Source organism: Glutamicibacter sp. PAEs-4, from assembly GCF_051161755.1.
GTDB classification, from domain to species: domain Bacteria; phylum Actinomycetota; class Actinomycetes; order Actinomycetales; family Micrococcaceae; genus Glutamicibacter; species Glutamicibacter nicotianae.
The window spans coordinates 1,304,981-1,320,158 of the sequence record NZ_CP195017.1 but is presented as its reverse complement, the minus strand read 5'-3'; the positions used below and the strand labels follow the sequence as shown (position 1 = coordinate 1,320,158).

The following is a 15,178-nucleotide window of genomic DNA, read 5'->3' as shown; positions in this document are numbered from 1 at the left end:
GCTCCCCCGTTTCCGGGAGACCCATTGGCGCGGCGGGCCGTTGGCTGGCCAGAAGAATTCTGGCCGAAGGCGTTTAGGCCAGGCCCAGGGCGCCGGCGACCTCGACTACGTCGAAGGCCACCTTCTTTGGTGCGACGTCCGAGCCGTCGGCCTGCTTCAGGGCCCAGTCAGGATCCTTCAGGCCGTGGCCGGTTACGGTGATCACGATCTTCTTGCCGGTGGGCACGTTGCCGGCGGCGTGGTGCTTGAGCAGTCCGGCGACGCCGGCTGCCGAGGCGGGTTCCACGAAGACGCCTTCGCGCGAGGAGAGCCAGCGGTGCGCGGCGAGAATTTCCTCATCGGTGACCGAGTCGATCTGGCCGCCGGACTCGTCGCGGGCTGCTTCGGCCTGTTCCCAGGAAGCCGGGTTGCCGATGCGGATCGCGGTGGCGATGGTGTCCGGTTCGGTGATCGGGTGCCCGGCAACAATCGGAGCGGCGCCAGCTGCCTGGAAGCCCCACATGATCGGGTTCTTGGTGGATACCGGTTCGAGGACCTTGCCGGCCTCGTTGGTCCACTGCGTGGAGTACTCCTTGTAGCCCTTCCAGTACGCGGTGATGTTGCCCGCGTTGCCTACCGGCAGCAGGTGGTAGTCAGGTGCATCGCCCAGGAAGTCCACGACCTCGAAGGCGCCGGTCTTCTGGCCCTGGATACGCGCAGGGTTCACCGAGTTGACCAGGAATACCGGGTAGTTCTCGCTGAGCTTGCGGGCAACCTCAAGGCAGTTATCGAAGTTGCCGTCGATCTGGATGATGTCTGCGCCGTGGGCGATCGCCTGGGACATCTTGCCCATGGAGATCTTGCCGTCCGGCACCAGCACGGCGCACTTCAGGCCGGCCTGGGTGGCGTAGGCGGCAGCCGAGGCGGAGGTGTTGCCGGTGGAGGCGCACACCACGGCCTTGGCGCCGGCGGCGACCGCAGCGGTCATCGCCATGGTCATGCCGCGGTCCTTGAAGGAGCCGGTCGGGTTCATGCCCTCGACCTTCAGGTACACCTCGTTGCCGGTTTCCGCCGACAGCGCCGGGGCGTAGACCAGCGGGGTGCCGCCCTCGCCGAGCGTGATGACCTTGGTGTTTTCGTCGACTGGCAGGCGATCGGCGTATTCGCGGATCACTCCGCGCCACTGGTGAGCCACGTTAGTTTCCTTCAACTCGCATAACGGATAGTACACAGTGCACCGCGTCCAGCGCGGTGAGCGCCTCGACGGTGCTGGCCAGGGCCGCTTCGGTGCCCTGGTGGGTCAGGATGCGCAGCTGCGCGCCGGCCTCGGCGTCGACCTGCTGGCTCATCGACTCGATGGAGACCCCGTGCTCGCCGAAGACGGTGGCGATGGCCGCCAGCACGCCCGGCTGGTCCTTGACCGACAGGCCGATCCAGTAGCGGGTGTCGATGGCTTCGAAGTCCAGCAGCCGCGGGGCCTGGCTGACCGAGCCGTTAGGCAGCGGGGCCCCGGCGGCGATCTGCCGGGCCACGGCGACGACATCGCCCATGACCGCCGAGGCGGTCGGATTGCCGCCCGCGCCGGCGCCGTAGAACATCAGGTCCCCGGCGTTCTCGGCCACGACGAACACGGCGTTGAACGCGCCGTGCACGGTGGCCAGCGGGTGGCTGCGGCGCACCAGCGCCGGGTAGACGCGCACCGAGATCCCGGCTTCTGCGCGTTCGGCGATGGCCAGCAGCTTGATCACGTAGCCGGCGGCGGACGCGGCGGCGACATCGGCGGCGGTGACCTCGGTGATGCCCTGGGTCCAGACCTGCTCCGAGGACACGGTGGTGTGGAAGGCCAGCGAGGCCAGGATGGCCGCCTTCGCGGCGGCGTCGTGCCCGCCCACGTCGGCGGTCGGATCGGCTTCGGCGTAGCCCAGCGCCTGGGCTTCGGCCAGCACGTCGTCGAACGCGGCACCGGTGGTGTCCATCGCGTCGAGGATGAAGTTGGTGGTGCCGTTGACGATGCCCATCACCTTGGTGATGTGGTCGCCCGCCAACGAGTCGGCGATCGGGCGCAGGATCGGGATGGCCCCGGCCACCGCCGCCTCGTAGCGCAGCTGCGCGCCGTTGGCGGCGGCCAGCGCGTTCAGCTCGGCGCCCTTGAGCGCGATCAGCGCCTTGTTGCCGGTGATGACGCTGGCGCCCTTGGACAGCGCGGCGGCGATGTATTCGCCGGCCGGCTCCATGCCGCCGAGCAGCTCGATGACCACATCGGCCTGGGCGATCAGCCCGGGAGCGTCGGTGGTGAAAAGCTTCTGGGGCAGCGCCGCATCGCGTTTGGCATCCAGGTTGCGCACGGCAATGCCGATCAGCTGCAGGCCGGCGCCCGAGCGGGCCGCCAGTTCATTCGCATCTTCCAGCAGGATCCGGGCCACCTGGGCCCCGACGGTGCCGCAACCCAGCAGGGCTACCTTCAGGTTCTTTTCGCCGCTCAATTAAACTCCCATGTCGCGGGCCAACAAGTCTGTTTCCGTTTCCCTGCGCACGATCAGGCGGGCTTGGCCATCGCGTACAGCTGCCACCGCGGGACGGGTGAGGTAGTTGTAGTTGCTCGACAGCGCCCAGCAGTAGGCGCCGGTGGCCGGTACGGCGAGCAAATCGCCGGCCGCCACGTCCTCGGGCAGGTAAACGTCCTTCACGACTATGTCACCTGACTCGCAATGTTTCCCAACTACACGAGAAATAATTGCGTCGCTTTGCGTCATACGGCTGGCGAGCACGGCGGTGTATTGCGCGTCGTAGAGCACCGGACGCGGGTTGTCGCTCATCCCGCCGTCCACCGAAATGTAGCGGCGCGGATGCAGTGCTCCAGTTTCGTCTTCCACCTGGACGTCCTTGCGCACTCCGGCCTCGTAGAGGGTGAAGGTGGACGGGCCGGCGATGGCGCGGCCCGGCTCGATGGAGATGCGCGGGCAGTCCAGTTCCAATTCGGCACAGGTGGCAGAGACCACGTCGGCCATCTGGCCGGCCAGCTTGGCCGGGGTGGAGGGGTGGTCTTCGGAGGTGTAGGCGATGCCGTAGCCGCCGCCCAGATCCAGCTCGGGCAGCGATACGCCGTGGATCTCGCGGATCCGGGCCAGCAGCCCGAGCATGGTGCGCGCGACCATGGCGAAGCCTTCGGCCTCGAAGATCTGCGAGCCGATGTGGGCGTGCAGGCCCAGCAGGTTGATGTTCTTCGCCTCGATCGCCTGGGCGACCGCGCGCAGCGCTGGAGAACTGCCGGAGGCGTCGTCCAGGATGGACAGGCCGAACTTCTGGTCCTCGTGCGCGGTGGCGATGGCCTCGTGCGTGGAGGCGTGCACGCCGGGGGTGATGCGCAGCATGACCTGGGCGGTCTTGTCCATGGCGTCGGCGATGGAGATCACCCGGTCCAGCTCGTCCAGCGAGTCGATGACCAGGCGTCCCACGCCCATCTCGATGGCGCGGGTGATCTCGGCTGCCGACTTGTTGTTCCCATGCAGCGAGAGGTTGGCGGCCGGCACCTTGGCGGCGCCGGCCACTGCCAGCTCGCCGCCGGAGCAGGTGTCAAGGCGCAGGCCCTCGTCGGTCACCCAGCGGGCCACCTCGGTGCACAAGAACGCCTTGCCGGCGTAGTAGACGTCGACTCCCCCGCACAGGTCCTTGAACGCCTCATCGAAGGCGGTCTTGAATCCGCGCGCGCGGGCACGGAAGTCGTTCTCGTCGAGCACGAACAGCGGGGTGCCGAATTCGGCTGCCAGCGCGGAGACGGGAAGGCCCTGGATGGACAGTTCGCCGCCAACCTCGCGGGAAACCCCCGAAGCCCACTCGATCTGACGAAGCGCGTTGATGTTTTCCGGGAAGTGCAGCCATTGCGGGGCTAGCGGCGATACGGCCATAGGGTCTTACATCCTCTCTGGGGCGGAAACGCCCAGCAGTTCCAATCCATTTGCCAAGACGGTGGTGGCGGCGTCGTTCAGCCACAGGCGGGTGCCGTGCACCGGTGCGACTGCTTCGTCTTCGCCCATCGGGGTGATGCGGGTGGCGGCGTACCACGAGTGGTAGGCGCCGGCGACCTGCTCCAGGTAGCGGGCGATGCGGTGCGGTTCGCGGAATTCAGCGGCGCCGGCAACCACCGACGGGAACTGGCCGAGCACTGCCAGCAGCTCGTTTTCGGTGGCGTCGGTCAGCAGCGCGGCGTCGAACTCATCGCGGGTCACGCCCTTGGCGGCGGCATTGCGGGCCGCGGCGCAGGAGCGGGCGTGGGCGTACTGCACGTAGAACACCGGGTTGTCGTTGGTGTTCTTCTTCAGCTGCTCCGGGTCCAGCGCGATCGGCGAATCGGCCGGGAAGCGGGCCAGCGAGTAGCGCAGCGCATCGGCGCCGATCCAGTTGATCAGATCGCGCAGCTCGATGATGTTGCCGGCGCGCTTGGACAGCTTGGCTCCGTTGACCGAAATCAGCTGGCCGATCAGCACCTCGATGTTCTTTTCCTTGTCATCGCCGGCGCAGGCGGCAATGGCCTTCAGGCGGTTGACGTAGCCGTGGTGGTCGGCGCCGAGCAGGTAGATCTTCTCTTCGAAGCCGCGGTCCTTCTTGGACAGGTAGTAGGCGGCGTCCGCGGCGAAGTAGGTAGGCTCTCCGTTGGCGCGGATCAGCACGCGGTCCTTGTCATCGCCGAAGTCGGTGGTGCGCAGCCAGACGGCTCCCTCCAAATCGAAGATGTGGCCCTGCTCGCGCAGGCGAGCCACGGCGTCGGCGACCGCGCCGCCTTCATGCAGGCTGGTTTCGGAGAAGAACACGTCGAAGCTGACGCCGAAGTCGGCCAGAGTCTTCTTGATGTCTTCGAGCTGCGCCTTGTAGGCGGCCTCGCGCAGGGCGGGAATGGCCTGCTCTTCATCCAGAGTGCCCAGCTCGGGGTTCTGCGCCAGGACGATATCGCCCAGTTCCTTGATGTATTCGCCGGGGTAGCCGCCCTCGGGCACCGGCAGGCCGTGGATGCGGTTGTAGACCGAGCGGGCGAACACGTTCATCTGGTTGCCGGCGTCGTTGATGTAGTACTCGGAAGTGACCTCGGCGCCCGAGGCGCGCAGCACGCGGGCGATGGCGTCGCCCAGCGCGGCCCAGCGGGTGTGGCCGATGTGCAGCGGGCCGGTAGGGTTCGCGGAGACGAATTCCATGTTGACCACGTGTCCGGCCAGGGCCTCGTTGTTGCCGTAGGCGGAACCTGCCTCGACGATGGCGCGGGCCAGAGAACCGGCAGCGGCTGCGTCCAGGGTGATGTTCAGGAAGCCGGGACCTGCGATGTCCACGGCGCCGACTCCTGGGACCGAAGCAAGCCGGGCAGCCAGGATCTGCGCGAAGTCGCGCGGGGCCATGCCGGCCTTCTTGCCCAGCTGCAACGCGATGTTGGTTGCCCAGTCGCCGTGCTCACGGCTCTTCGGGCGGTCCACGCGGACCGTCTCTGGCACCTCGACTGAGATTTCACCTGCGGCTACGGCTTCGGTGAGGCATGCGGATATTGCTGCGGAGAGTTCTTCAGGAGTCACCGTTCAAGAATACCGGTAATTGCGGTGCTTCTTCAGCATTCATGACTTGCAGCGCCTGTGACACTGGCCCAAGCCGGTGACTTTTGCAACACATCAGCACCGGGGTGTTTGAATTGCGCAGATCAACGCACGACCTGATAGTATTTTTCCTGTTGCCCGGCAACACGCCTCTGTAGCTCAGTGGATAGAGCGTCTGCCTCCGGAGCAGAAGGTCGAAGGTTCGATTCCTTTCAGGGGCACCAGCAAATTGCAGGTCCGGTTTATCCGGACCTGCAATTTTTTTTATTTCCCCAGCGGTGTGATCTTCCACCGCAGATCAGCTAAACACTGGCGGTTCTCGCCCAGCTGGTGGTTATCTTGGGGCATGACCGATTCAACGCAGGCCCACCCGGATGAGCCACACGATCAGAACTACGCCGAACGCCTGAACTGGCTCCGCGCCGGGGTGCTCGGCGCGAATGACGGCATCGTTTCGGTAGCCGCCACAGTTGTTGGCGTCGCCGGCGTCACCAACCACACCGCCCCCATCTTCACTGCCGGAATGGCCGCGGTCATCGGCGGAGCCATCTCGATGGCCCTGGGTGAATATGTTTCGGTCAGCAGCCAACGTGATTCGCAGCGAGCCCTGGTTGAAAAGGAGCACCAAGAACTCCGTGACGATCCCGACGCGGAGCTCGCTGAGCTTGCCGGGATCTACGAGGCCAAGGGATTGAGCCAGCACACCGCGATGCAGGTAGCCACCGAGCTGACCGAGCATGATGCGTTGGCAGCACATTTGTCCGCCGAGCTGAATATCGATGAAGAAGAAGTCGTCAATCCTTGGCATGCCGCCTATGCATCGGCGGCGTCCTTCATTGTCGGCGCCATCTTGCCCATGCTGGCGATCTTGCTGCCGCCGGAACAGATCCGCATTCCGGTGACCTTTGCCGCGGTACTCGTAGCCCTCGCACTTACCGGGACGCTCGGCGCCTACATCGGCGGAAGCTCCAAACGCGTGGCAGCGCTGCGCCTGGTCATCGGCGGTGCCCTGGCCTTGGCCGCGACCTTCGCCATCGGCTCGCTGCTTGGCTCCAGCGGAATTATCTAGCCCACGAACTCCGGCCTGGGAAACTATTCATGGACACCCCATCGATAACTTTTGCTGAAGCGACACCACAGGATTCGAAGCACGTCCAGAGCGCTGCGATAATCTGGGCGCAGGCTGCGGCCCAACGCGATCACAAGCCCCTGCCTTTCGACGGCAGCCAAGCACTGGCCGGCGTCGAGCGTCGTTTGGCCTTGCCTGGTGTCAGGCTCGTGGTCGCATCCGAGGTCGGGGTTCCAGCAGGATTTACCCTCTGCTCACCGCCAGATGGCTATCTGGAGATCTACTACGTCGCTGTTGCGCCGGATTTCTGGGGACAGGGCGTGGCACGCGAACTCTTGGCCGAAGTGGACCACTTCGCGCAGAAGGCCGGTTCCCACGATTTGCGTCTATGGGCCATCGCCGATAATTCACGGGCCATCAAGCTGTATCAGGCCAACGGCTACCGTCCTACTGGTGAAGAACTCAGGGATGAAGCTTCGGGACGAGTGGAAATCCTGTTGTCCAAGACACTGCGCTAAAACCTGGCTTAAAAACAGCAAGGGCTTTGCCGCCCCCTCGGATCGGCAAAGCCCTTGATACTGGGCAATTCAGCTACTGCAGCATGGTCTTGTCATCGAGCTGTGCGCCCTTGATCTTGCTGAACTCGTCCAGCAAGTCCTGGACGGTCATCCTGGACTTCTCTTCCTGGTTCAAATCCAGGATGATCTGCCCGTCGTGCATCATGATCAGCCGGGTGCCCAGCTGCAATGCCTGCTCCATATTGTGCGTGACCATCAACGTGGTCAGCTGGTGGCGTTCGACAATTTCCTTGGTCAAGCGCGAGACCAGCGCCGCACGCTGCGGATCCAGGGCCGCGGTGTGCTCATCGAGCAGCAGGATCTTCGGCTTGGAGAAGGTGGCCATCAGCAGGCTCAGCGCCTGGCGCTGGCCGCCGGAGAGCAGGCCCACCTTCGTCTTCAGTCGCCCTTCCAAGCCGAGCTCCAGGGACTTCAGCTCCTCGACGAACAGCTCGCGGCGCTTGGAGCCCACGCCCAGGCCCAGTCCGCGGAAACGGCCCCGGGCGTAGGCCAGCGCCATGTTCTCCTCGATGGACATGGTCGGCGCGGTGCCGGCCATCGGATCCTGGAACACCCGGCCGATGTACTTGGCGCGGGAGTAGTCGGCCATCTTGGTGACATTCTTGCCCGCAATGGACACCGAGCCGGTATCCGGCTGCAGCTTGCCGGCGACCATGTTCAGCACGGTGGACTTGCCGGCGCCGTTGGAACCGATGACCGTGACGAATTCGCCGTCCGAGAGGTTCAGGTTGATGTTGCGCAGCGCCTTGCGCTCGTTGACGGTTCCCGGAAAGAAGGTGCGGGACAGGTTCTTGATCTCAAGCATTGGTGCGAACCTCTTCCTTGGATTCGGTGACGGGCGCCGGGGTGCGCTTGAAGGACTTCACAATCTTCTGGAAACCCTTCCACTTCGGCAGCAGCAGGGCCACGACCACGAGGACCGCGGAGATCAGCTTCATGTCGTTGACCTCCAGGCCGGCCGACAGGGCCAGCTGGATGACCAGGCGGTAGATCACGGCACCGAAGACCACCGCAATGGCGGCCAGCCAGATGTAGCGCTGGGTGAAAATCGCCTGGCCGACGATGACCGATGCCAAGCCGATCAGGATCAGGCCGATGCCCATGCCGATGTCGGCGAAGCCCTGGTACTGGGCGATGACCGCGCCGGAGAGCGCCACCAGGCCGTTGGACAGCGCCAGGCCCAGGATCTTCTGGTTATCGGTGCTTACGCCGAAGGAGCGGATCATTTCCTGGTTGTCGCCGGTGGCGCGCATGGCCATGCCCAGTTCAGTGTGCAGGAACCAGACGATTGCCGCGACGAAGACCAAGCAGACGCCGAAGAGGATCGCCACCGAAGCGGCCGAGCCGAGGATGCCGGCGGCCCGCATCGGGCTGATCAGCGTTTCCTCGCCGAGCAAGGGGGTATTGGCCTTGCCCATGATGCGCAGGTTGACCGAGTACAGCGCGATCATGGTCAGGATGCCGGCGAGCAGGCCGTCAATCTTGCCCTTGGTATGCAGCAGGCCGGTAATGACACCGGCAACCATGCCGGCGAAGAAGGCCAGCACGGTGGCCAGCCAGGGATTCATCCCGTTCACGATGCCGACCGAGGCGACGGCTGCACCGGTGGTGAAGCTGCCGTCGACGGTCAGGTCGGGAAAGTCCAGGATGCGGAAGGTCAGGTACACCCCGAGCGCCATGATGGCGTAGATCAGGCCGAGTTCAACCGCTGTGATCATGTGTGGATCCTTGAGTTGTAAGTTTTTTGCGAGTTATCACGACGAAAGGCGAGGCGTCAGGTTATGCGCCTCGCCTTTCGTCGATAAGTTGTTGCCGGGGTTTAGTAGACCTCGACGGCTTCCGATTTCATCTCATCGGTGAATTCGATGCCTGCTTTCTTGGCGGCATCTTCGTTCAGGTACAGGTCGACCTCGGAGATAGTCTCCACCGGCATGGTTGCCGGCTCGGCCTCGCCCTTGAGCAGCTTCATGGCCATGGCAGCGGTCTGCTCGCCGAGCTTCTCGTAGTTGATGCCGTAGGTTGCGGTCGCGCCGCGCTTGACGGACTCGCCGTCAGCCGAAATGACCGGAACCTTGTTCTTCTCGGCTACCTGCAGCAGGCCTTCCAGTGCGGAGACCACGGCATTGTCGGTCGGGACGTAGTACGCGTCGACATCCAGCGAGCTGGCGGCCTGCTGGACTTCGCTGGAAGCCGAGACAGCGGCTTCCTCAATGGTCAGGCCCAGGCCCTTGGCGGCTTCCTTGGCCATCTTCACCTGGACGGCGGAGTTCGCTTCGCCCGAGGAGTAGACGATGCCGACCTTCTTGGCATCCGGCACCAGGTCCTTGAGCAGCTGCAGCTGCTCATCGACCGGGTTCATGTCCGAGGTGCCGGTGACGTTTGCGCCCGGGGCTTCGTTGGAAGCAACCAGCTTGGCATCCACCGGGTCGGTCACAGCCGAGAAGAGCACCGGAACATTGGTGATCGCCTGAGCGGCTGCCTGTGCCGATGGGGTGGCTACTGCCAGCACCAGGTCGATATCCGAATCGGCGGCCAGCTTGCCGGCGATCGAGGTGTTGGTGGCCTGGTCGGTTTCGGCGTTGTTCTCGTCGTAGCTGATCTTCTCGCCCGTGTAGCCGGCTTCTTCCATGCCTGCCTTGAAGCCGGTGACCACTGCATCCAGCGACGGGTGTGAGACGAACTGGGAGATGCCGATATTGACTGGTTCGTCGCCGCCGCCGGCGGCACCCTGTTCTCCGCTGCCGCCGCAGGCGGTCAGGGCCAATGCGCCAGCTGCTGCGATCGCAGCGAATTTCATGGCGGTGAAGCTCTTCATTGAAGTTCCTTTCAAAGTTCCCTTGCGAGTGATTCCCACCGATAGCGCGGATGCCAGGTTATGAAGCGCAACTGGTGCGCAGCATGCGGGAACCGTCCAGGCATCGCGACGATGATTACCCACGATCTTACATGTGAACGACCTCACCTTGCCTACAATCAAGCGCGTTTTCTAGACGTTTGCCTCTTGATACCGATTCTGGTGGACACAAATGATCCACTTCTAGCCGGAATCTGGAAGTTTTGTATTTGGCGGCCCGAAGTTGTCGACAATTGCTTGGACAATCTGAAAATTTGACTCCTGGAGCCCTGCTTGCCGACTGCCTGGGCTATTGCATTAATGCTGCCCGGCCAGGCTTCGGCCCGGCGGCCACCACGAACATGCGGGGCGTGAATAGAATGGGAACATCATGGCGCTCAGCATTACGTATCCCGAAGCACTTCCCGTCTCAGCCCGCCGAGAGGACATCCTCGACGCGGTGCGCGAAAACCAGGTAGTGGTCATCGCCGGCGAAACCGGTTCGGGCAAGACCACCCAGCTTCCCAAGATGCTCATCGAACTCGGCCTGGCCGAGCAGGGCATGATCGGGCACACCCAGCCGCGCCGCCTGGCCGCGCGCACCGTGGCTGAGCGCATCGCCGAGGAAATGGGCACGTCCATCGGCGAAGAGGTCGGCTTCCACGTGCGCTTCACCGGCGAGGTCTCGCGCAAGACCAAGCTGAAGGTGATGACCGACGGCATCCTGCTGGCCGAGATCCAGCGCGACAAGCTGCTGAAGAAGTACTCGGCAATCATCATCGACGAAGCCCACGAGCGCAGCCTGAACATCGACTTCCTGCTCGGCTACCTCAAGCAGATCATGCCCAAGCGCCCGGATTTGAAGATCATCATCACCTCCGCCACCATCGACCCGCGGCGCTTCGCCGCGCACTTCGGCAAACAGGATGCCGACGGCGAACTGGTCCCCGCCCCGATCCTGGAGGTCTCCGGGCGCACCTTCCCGGTGGAACTGCGCTACCGGCCGCTGCAGGCCGATCAGCCCATGGACGCCGACGAGGCGGCCGAGAACACCCTGGAGGAAGAGCGCGACCCGCTGGATGCGGTCACCGACGCGGTCAAGGAACTGAGCGGCGAAGCTCCGGGCGACATCCTGATCTTCTTCTCCGGCGAGCGCGAAATCCGCGACGCAGCCGATGCGCTGCGCGCGATGGTCACCGCCAACAAGCGCCTGCCGCGCTATGAGGTGCTGCCGCTGTTCGCCCGGCTGTCGCTGGCCGAGCAGCATCGGGTCTTCCACCCCGGCGGCGCCCCGCGCATCATCCTGGCCACCAACGTGGCGGAGACCTCGTTGACCGTGCCGGGCATCAAGTACGTGATCGATACCGGCACCGCGCGCATCTCCCGCTACTCGCATCGCACCAAGGTGCAGCGCCTGCCGATCGAGCGCGTCTCGCAGGCCAGCGCCAACCAGCGCTCGGGCCGCTGCGGCCGCGTCTCCGAGGGCATCGCCATCCGCCTGTACTCCCAGGAGGACTACAACTCCCGACCTGAGTTCACCGACCCGGAAATCCTGCGCACCAACCTGGCCAGCGTGATCCTGCAGATGATCTCCATGGGCGTGGTGGCCTCGGCCGCCGAGGTCGCCAGCTTCCCGTTCGTCCAGCCGCCCGAAGCCAAGGCGATCACCGATGGCGTGAACCTGCTGCGCGAGCTCGGGGCGCTGGGCCAGGACAAGTCGGCCAAGCTCACCGAGGTCGGCCGGAAGCTGGCCCAGCTGCCGCTGGATGTGCGCCTGGGCCGGATGATCGTCGAATCCGCGCAGCGCTCGGTCGCCAAGGAAGTGATGGTGCTCGCCGCCGGGCTGAGCATCCAGGACCCGCGCGAGCGGCCCAGCGAGGAGACCGGGCAGCGCGAGCGCGCCACCGAGCTGCACAAGCGCTTCGCCGACGGCAAGTCCGACTTCATCGCGCTGCTGAATCTGTGGGCCTATCTGCAGGAGCAGCAGAAGGAACTGTCCTCCTCGGCCTTCCGCCGGCTGTGCAAGGCCGAGTTCATCAACTACCTGCGCGTGCGCGAGTGGCAGGATTTGTTCACCCAGCTGCGCCAGCTGGCCAAGCCGCTGGGCATCACCGTCGCGGCCGCCCCGATCGAGCCGGCAGCCAACGAGGACGAGGTGCACAAGTCGCTGCTCTCCGGGCTGCTCGGGCACATCGGGCTCTACGACGAGCGCAAGCGCGACTACCAGGGCGCGCGCGGCACCCGGTTCGCGATCTTCCCCGGCTCGGGCCTGTTCAAGAAGTCCCCCACCTGGGTGATGTCCGCCGAGCTGGTGGAGACCTCGCGGCTGTGGGCGCGCACCAATGCGGCCATCGACCCCACCTGGGTGGAGGAGCTCGCCCCGCATTTGCTCAAGCGCACCCACTCGGAGCCGCACTGGTCCAAGCGCAACGGCTCGGTGATGGGCTACGAGAAGGTCACGCTCTTCGGGCTGCCGATCGTCCCCCGCCGCCAGTTCCACTACTGGCGGGTGGACAAGGACCTGGCCCGCGAGCTGTTCATCCGCCATGCGCTGGTTGAGGGCGATTGGCGCACCCACCACAAGTTCTTCGCGAAGAACCGCGCGCTGCTCGAGGAAGTCGAGGAGCTGGAAACCCGCATGCGCCGCCACGACCTGCGCATCTCGGACGAGGACCTGTTCGCGTTCTACGATGCCCGGGTGGGTGCCGAGGTGTACTCCGAGCGGCACTTCGACCGCTGGTGGAAGAAGGCCCGCGCCGCCGACCCGGCGCTGCTGGACTTCGACCCCGAGGCGCTGCTGGCCGAAACGGACGCGGTGGACGAGACCGCGTTCCCGACCACCTGGAAGCTCGGCGGCATCCACCTGCCGCTGTCCTACGAGTACAACCCGGCAGCATCCGCCGGCGAGGGCGATGGCGTGTCGATCACCGTGCCGGTGGTGTTCCTCAACCAGCTCGATCCTGCCCGCTTCGCCTGGCTGATCCCGGGGCTGCGCCACGAGCTGCTCACCGCGCTGATCCGCTCGATGCCCAAGGCGATCCGCAAGAACTTCGTGCCCGCCCCGGATGTGGCGTCCAAGGCGCTGGGGATGCTGGAGGCGGACTTCGACCCGGACACCGACGAGCTGGCCGAATCCCTGGCCCTGGTGCTGCGCCGGCTGCGCGGCATCGTCGTCGATCCGGGCTCCTTCGATTTCGCCGCGCTGCCCGCGCATCTGCGCTTCGGCTTCACGATTACCGACGGCTCGGGCAAGGTGCTCGGGCGCGGGGACGATCTGGCTGCGCTGCAGTACAAGTTCGCCGCCGCCAACCGCGCCGCACTGGCCAGCGGGGTCAACTCCCCCGGGGCGGCCGCTCCGGGCGCAGCCGGCAAGCCCGGGACCCCGGGGGCGATGGCTTCCTCCTCGAAGCGGCAGAAGAAGGGAGCCAAGGCCGCCGGCTCCGCGGCCGCTGGCTCCGCTGCCACCGGGGCCTGGGACCAGCGCGGGCTGGATCACTGGCCGCAGCTGGAATCCGCTGGCGAGACCCAGGGCGATACGCTGCCGCAGAAGGTGAGCACCACCGTGATGGGCCAGCAGATTACCGCCTACCCGGGGTTGCTGGATACCGGGGACAAGGTGGACCTGACGGTCTTCCGCACCCAGGCCGAACGCGATGCGGCGCACCGCACCGGCGTGATCCGGCTGCTGATGCTGCGCCTGCCGCCAGCAGCGAAGTTCGTGATCTCGCACCTGAAGAACGCCGAGAAGCTGGTGTTCACGCAGAACCCGCACGGCTCCATCGAGAAGCTGATCGCCGACTGCACCATGGCAGCGGTGGACCAGCTGGTGCCCGAGCGGCTGCCGATGAACCGCGCCGAGTTCCAGGCGCTGTTCGAAACCGTGCGCGCCGAGCAGATCGATACGGTCTTCACCATCACCGCGATCGTGGCGAAGGTGTTCGGCTCCTCCACCCGCATCGCCAAGGATGTGAAGAACACCAAGTCGCTGGCGATGTTCGCGGCGGTGAGCGATATCCGCTCGCAATTGGAGCAGCTGATCTACCCGGGCTTCATCGCCGCTACCGGCGCGCCGCACCTGATGCGCCTGCCACGCTACCTGCAGGGCATCGAACTTCGCCTGGACAAGCTGCGCGGCGGTGCGGTCACCCGCGATTCGCAGGCTTTGGCGATCATCCAGAAGCTGGAGGACGAATACGATGCCGCGCTGGACAAGGTGCCCGCGGGCGCCCGGGTGCCGGCCGGCTTGGCCCAGGTGAAGTGGATGCTGGAGGAAATGCGCATCTCGCTGTTCGCCCAGGAGCTGGGCACCGCCTACACGGTCAGCGAGAAGCGCATCCGCAAGGCGATCAAGGATTCGCTGGCGCAGCTATAGCGGCCAGGAAAGGATCCCGACATGCACGGCGGTACCGCCGAGCACGCTGAGCACCGGTGCGCCGGCGCAGCAGGTGCAGCCCCATGGTGGCCGCCAGCGCGGCGGCCACCGGCCAGGCCACTGCCGGATCCATGATGCCGGCGGGCAGCGTGGCAGCAACCAGCACCACCATGATGCCCAGCGGCATGCGCAGGGCGAGGTAGTTGATGAACCCGTGGCTGCGCAATTTGGCGATGAAGGCCAAGGGCAGCGCGCGCAGCCCGAAGGTCACGGCGGTGCTCGCCGCGATGGCCGAAAAGAGGTACAGGTTATCGGGCATTGCTTCCTTCTTCCTGAAGTGGCGCAGCGGCAGGCTCGCCGTCGCCGGCACCGGTGCGCCGGCGCAGCAGGTAGGCCGCCGCCAGTCCGGCCAGGAACATCGCCATGGCCACCACCATCATGCTCTGCGGCGCGATCCAGCTGGCCACCACTGCGCTGATCAGCGCCAGGCCGGACAGCGGAATACTGCGGTACGCCTTGAACGCTTCGATCGCCAGCACGGCGAATAATGCGGTCACCGCGAATTCCAGGCCCTTGATGGATTCGGGGATCAGTGAGCCCAGCAGCGCCCCAGCCAGCACGCTGGTGGTCCAGCTTGCATGGAGCAGGCCCTGGATGGCCAGGATCCGCGTCGAGGAATAGTTGTACCGCTCTGCCTGCAGGGTCAGCGCGTAGGCCTCATCGGTCAGTGCGAACATGCTGTAGATCTTTGCGCCCTTGCCCCTGGTGAAGCCT

Annotated in this window: 12 protein-coding genes and 1 tRNA gene; 4 read left to right on the top strand and 9 right to left on the bottom strand. The window is 65.3% G+C overall.

What is annotated here, in order from left to right; genetic code table 11:
• Positions 1–73: 73 nt before the first annotated feature.
• Genes thrC through argS form a run of 4 tightly spaced genes read right to left on the bottom strand, consistent with a single transcriptional unit; the run spans position 74 to position 5,534 of the window.
• The gene (thrC, locus tag ACR9WD_RS06275) at positions 74–1,174 is read right to left on the bottom strand and encodes a threonine synthase (protein WP_038990449.1); all 1,101 of its coding nucleotides are present in this window, start codon (positions 1,172–1,174) and stop codon (positions 74–76) included.
• 1 nt (position 1,175) lies between these two features.
• Positions 1,176–2,462, bottom strand: a complete 1,287-nt coding sequence (locus tag ACR9WD_RS06270; protein WP_434922970.1) for a homoserine dehydrogenase — start codon at positions 2,460–2,462, stop codon at positions 1,176–1,178.
• Positions 2,463–3,884 (bottom strand): diaminopimelate decarboxylase, encoded by a 1,422-nt coding sequence (lysA, locus tag ACR9WD_RS06265; RefSeq protein WP_434922969.1) that lies wholly within the window; start codon positions 3,882–3,884, stop codon positions 2,463–2,465.
• 6 nt (positions 3,885–3,890) lie between these two features.
• A complete protein-coding gene (gene argS, locus ACR9WD_RS06260) occupies positions 3,891–5,534 on the bottom strand; it encodes an arginine--tRNA ligase (RefSeq protein WP_073707647.1) in 1,644 nt (547 codons plus the stop codon).
• 166 nt (positions 5,535–5,700) lie between these two features.
• Here argS and ACR9WD_RS06255 point away from each other — a divergent pair.
• The 3 genes from ACR9WD_RS06255 (at position 5,701) to ACR9WD_RS06245 (ending at position 7,139) form a co-directional block, all read left to right on the top strand.
• Positions 5,701–5,776: transfer RNA gene (locus tag ACR9WD_RS06255), tRNA-Arg, on the top strand.
• A 122-nt stretch (positions 5,777–5,898) separates the two neighbouring features.
• A complete protein-coding gene (locus tag ACR9WD_RS06250; RefSeq protein WP_434922968.1) occupies positions 5,899–6,621 on the top strand; it encodes a VIT1/CCC1 transporter family protein in 723 nt (240 codons plus the stop codon).
• 29 nt (positions 6,622–6,650) lie between these two features.
• Positions 6,651–7,139 carry a GNAT family N-acetyltransferase gene (locus tag ACR9WD_RS06245; RefSeq protein ID WP_434922967.1) on the top strand — a complete coding sequence of 163 codons (489 nt, stop codon included), beginning with the start codon at positions 6,651–6,653 and terminating at the stop codon, positions 7,137–7,139.
• Between the two features lie 73 nt (positions 7,140–7,212).
• Here ACR9WD_RS06245 and ACR9WD_RS06240 read toward each other — a convergent pair whose 3' ends face one another.
• The 3 genes from ACR9WD_RS06240 to ACR9WD_RS06230 all read right to left on the bottom strand — a co-directional run bounded on the left by ACR9WD_RS06240 (position 7,213) and on the right by ACR9WD_RS06230 (position 10,014).
• The gene (locus tag ACR9WD_RS06240) at positions 7,213–8,004 is read right to left on the bottom strand and encodes an ABC transporter ATP-binding protein (RefSeq protein WP_038990443.1); all 792 of its coding nucleotides are present in this window, start codon (positions 8,002–8,004) and stop codon (positions 7,213–7,215) included.
• Entirely contained in the window at positions 7,997–8,917 is a 921-nt protein-coding gene (locus ACR9WD_RS06235; RefSeq protein WP_038990442.1) for an ABC transporter permease, read from the bottom strand. The genes ACR9WD_RS06240 and ACR9WD_RS06235 overlap by 8 nt, the downstream gene beginning before the upstream one ends.
• A 101-nt stretch (positions 8,918–9,018) precedes the next feature.
• Positions 9,019–10,014 carry an ABC transporter substrate-binding protein gene (locus ACR9WD_RS06230; protein WP_434922966.1) on the bottom strand — a complete coding sequence of 332 codons (996 nt, stop codon included), beginning with the start codon at positions 10,012–10,014 and terminating at the stop codon, positions 9,019–9,021.
• A gap of 409 nt (positions 10,015–10,423) precedes the next feature.
• Between ACR9WD_RS06230 and hrpA the strand changes: the two genes are divergently transcribed.
• Positions 10,424–14,404 carry an ATP-dependent RNA helicase HrpA gene (gene hrpA, locus ACR9WD_RS06225; protein ID WP_434922965.1) on the top strand — a complete coding sequence of 1,327 codons (3,981 nt, stop codon included), beginning with the start codon at positions 10,424–10,426 and terminating at the stop codon, positions 14,402–14,404.
• Here hrpA and ACR9WD_RS06220 read toward each other — a convergent pair.
• The gene (locus ACR9WD_RS06220) at positions 14,379–14,723 is read right to left on the bottom strand and encodes an AzlD domain-containing protein (RefSeq protein ID WP_434922964.1); all 345 of its coding nucleotides are present in this window, start codon (positions 14,721–14,723) and stop codon (positions 14,379–14,381) included. The genes hrpA and ACR9WD_RS06220 overlap by 26 nt on opposite strands.
• Positions 14,713–15,141, bottom strand: a complete 429-nt coding sequence (locus tag ACR9WD_RS06215) for a hypothetical protein (RefSeq protein ID WP_149596677.1) — start codon at positions 15,139–15,141, stop codon at positions 14,713–14,715. The genes ACR9WD_RS06220 and ACR9WD_RS06215 overlap by 11 nt, the downstream gene beginning before the upstream one ends.
• Between the last annotated feature and the right edge of the window lie 37 nt (positions 15,142–15,178).

Excerpts from the sequence above, each read along its gene's own strand:
- ACR9WD_RS06220 (WP_434922964.1), bottom strand. The coding sequence starts at position 14,723 with ATGCCCGATAACCTGTACCTCTTTTCGGCCATCGCGGCGAGCACCGCC.
- hrpA (WP_434922965.1), top strand. The coding sequence starts at position 10,424 with ATGGCGCTCAGCATTACGTATCCCGAAGCACTTCCCGTCTCAGCCCGC.
- ACR9WD_RS06235 (WP_038990442.1), bottom strand. The coding sequence starts at position 8,917 with ATGATCACAGCGGTTGAACTCGGCCTGATCTACGCCATCATGGCGCTC.
- ACR9WD_RS06230 (WP_434922966.1), bottom strand. The coding sequence starts at position 10,014 with ATGAAGAGCTTCACCGCCATGAAATTCGCTGCGATCGCAGCAGCTGGC.
- ACR9WD_RS06245 (WP_434922967.1), top strand. The coding sequence starts at position 6,651 with ATGGACACCCCATCGATAACTTTTGCTGAAGCGACACCACAGGATTCG.
- ACR9WD_RS06215 (WP_149596677.1), bottom strand. The coding sequence starts at position 15,141 with ATGTTCGCACTGACCGATGAGGCCTACGCGCTGACCCTGCAGGCAGAG.
- ACR9WD_RS06240 (WP_038990443.1), bottom strand. The coding sequence starts at position 8,004 with ATGCTTGAGATCAAGAACCTGTCCCGCACCTTCTTTCCGGGAACCGTC.
- lysA (WP_434922969.1), bottom strand. The coding sequence starts at position 3,884 with ATGGCCGTATCGCCGCTAGCCCCGCAATGGCTGCACTTCCCGGAAAAC.
- ACR9WD_RS06250 (WP_434922968.1), top strand. The coding sequence starts at position 5,899 with ATGACCGATTCAACGCAGGCCCACCCGGATGAGCCACACGATCAGAAC.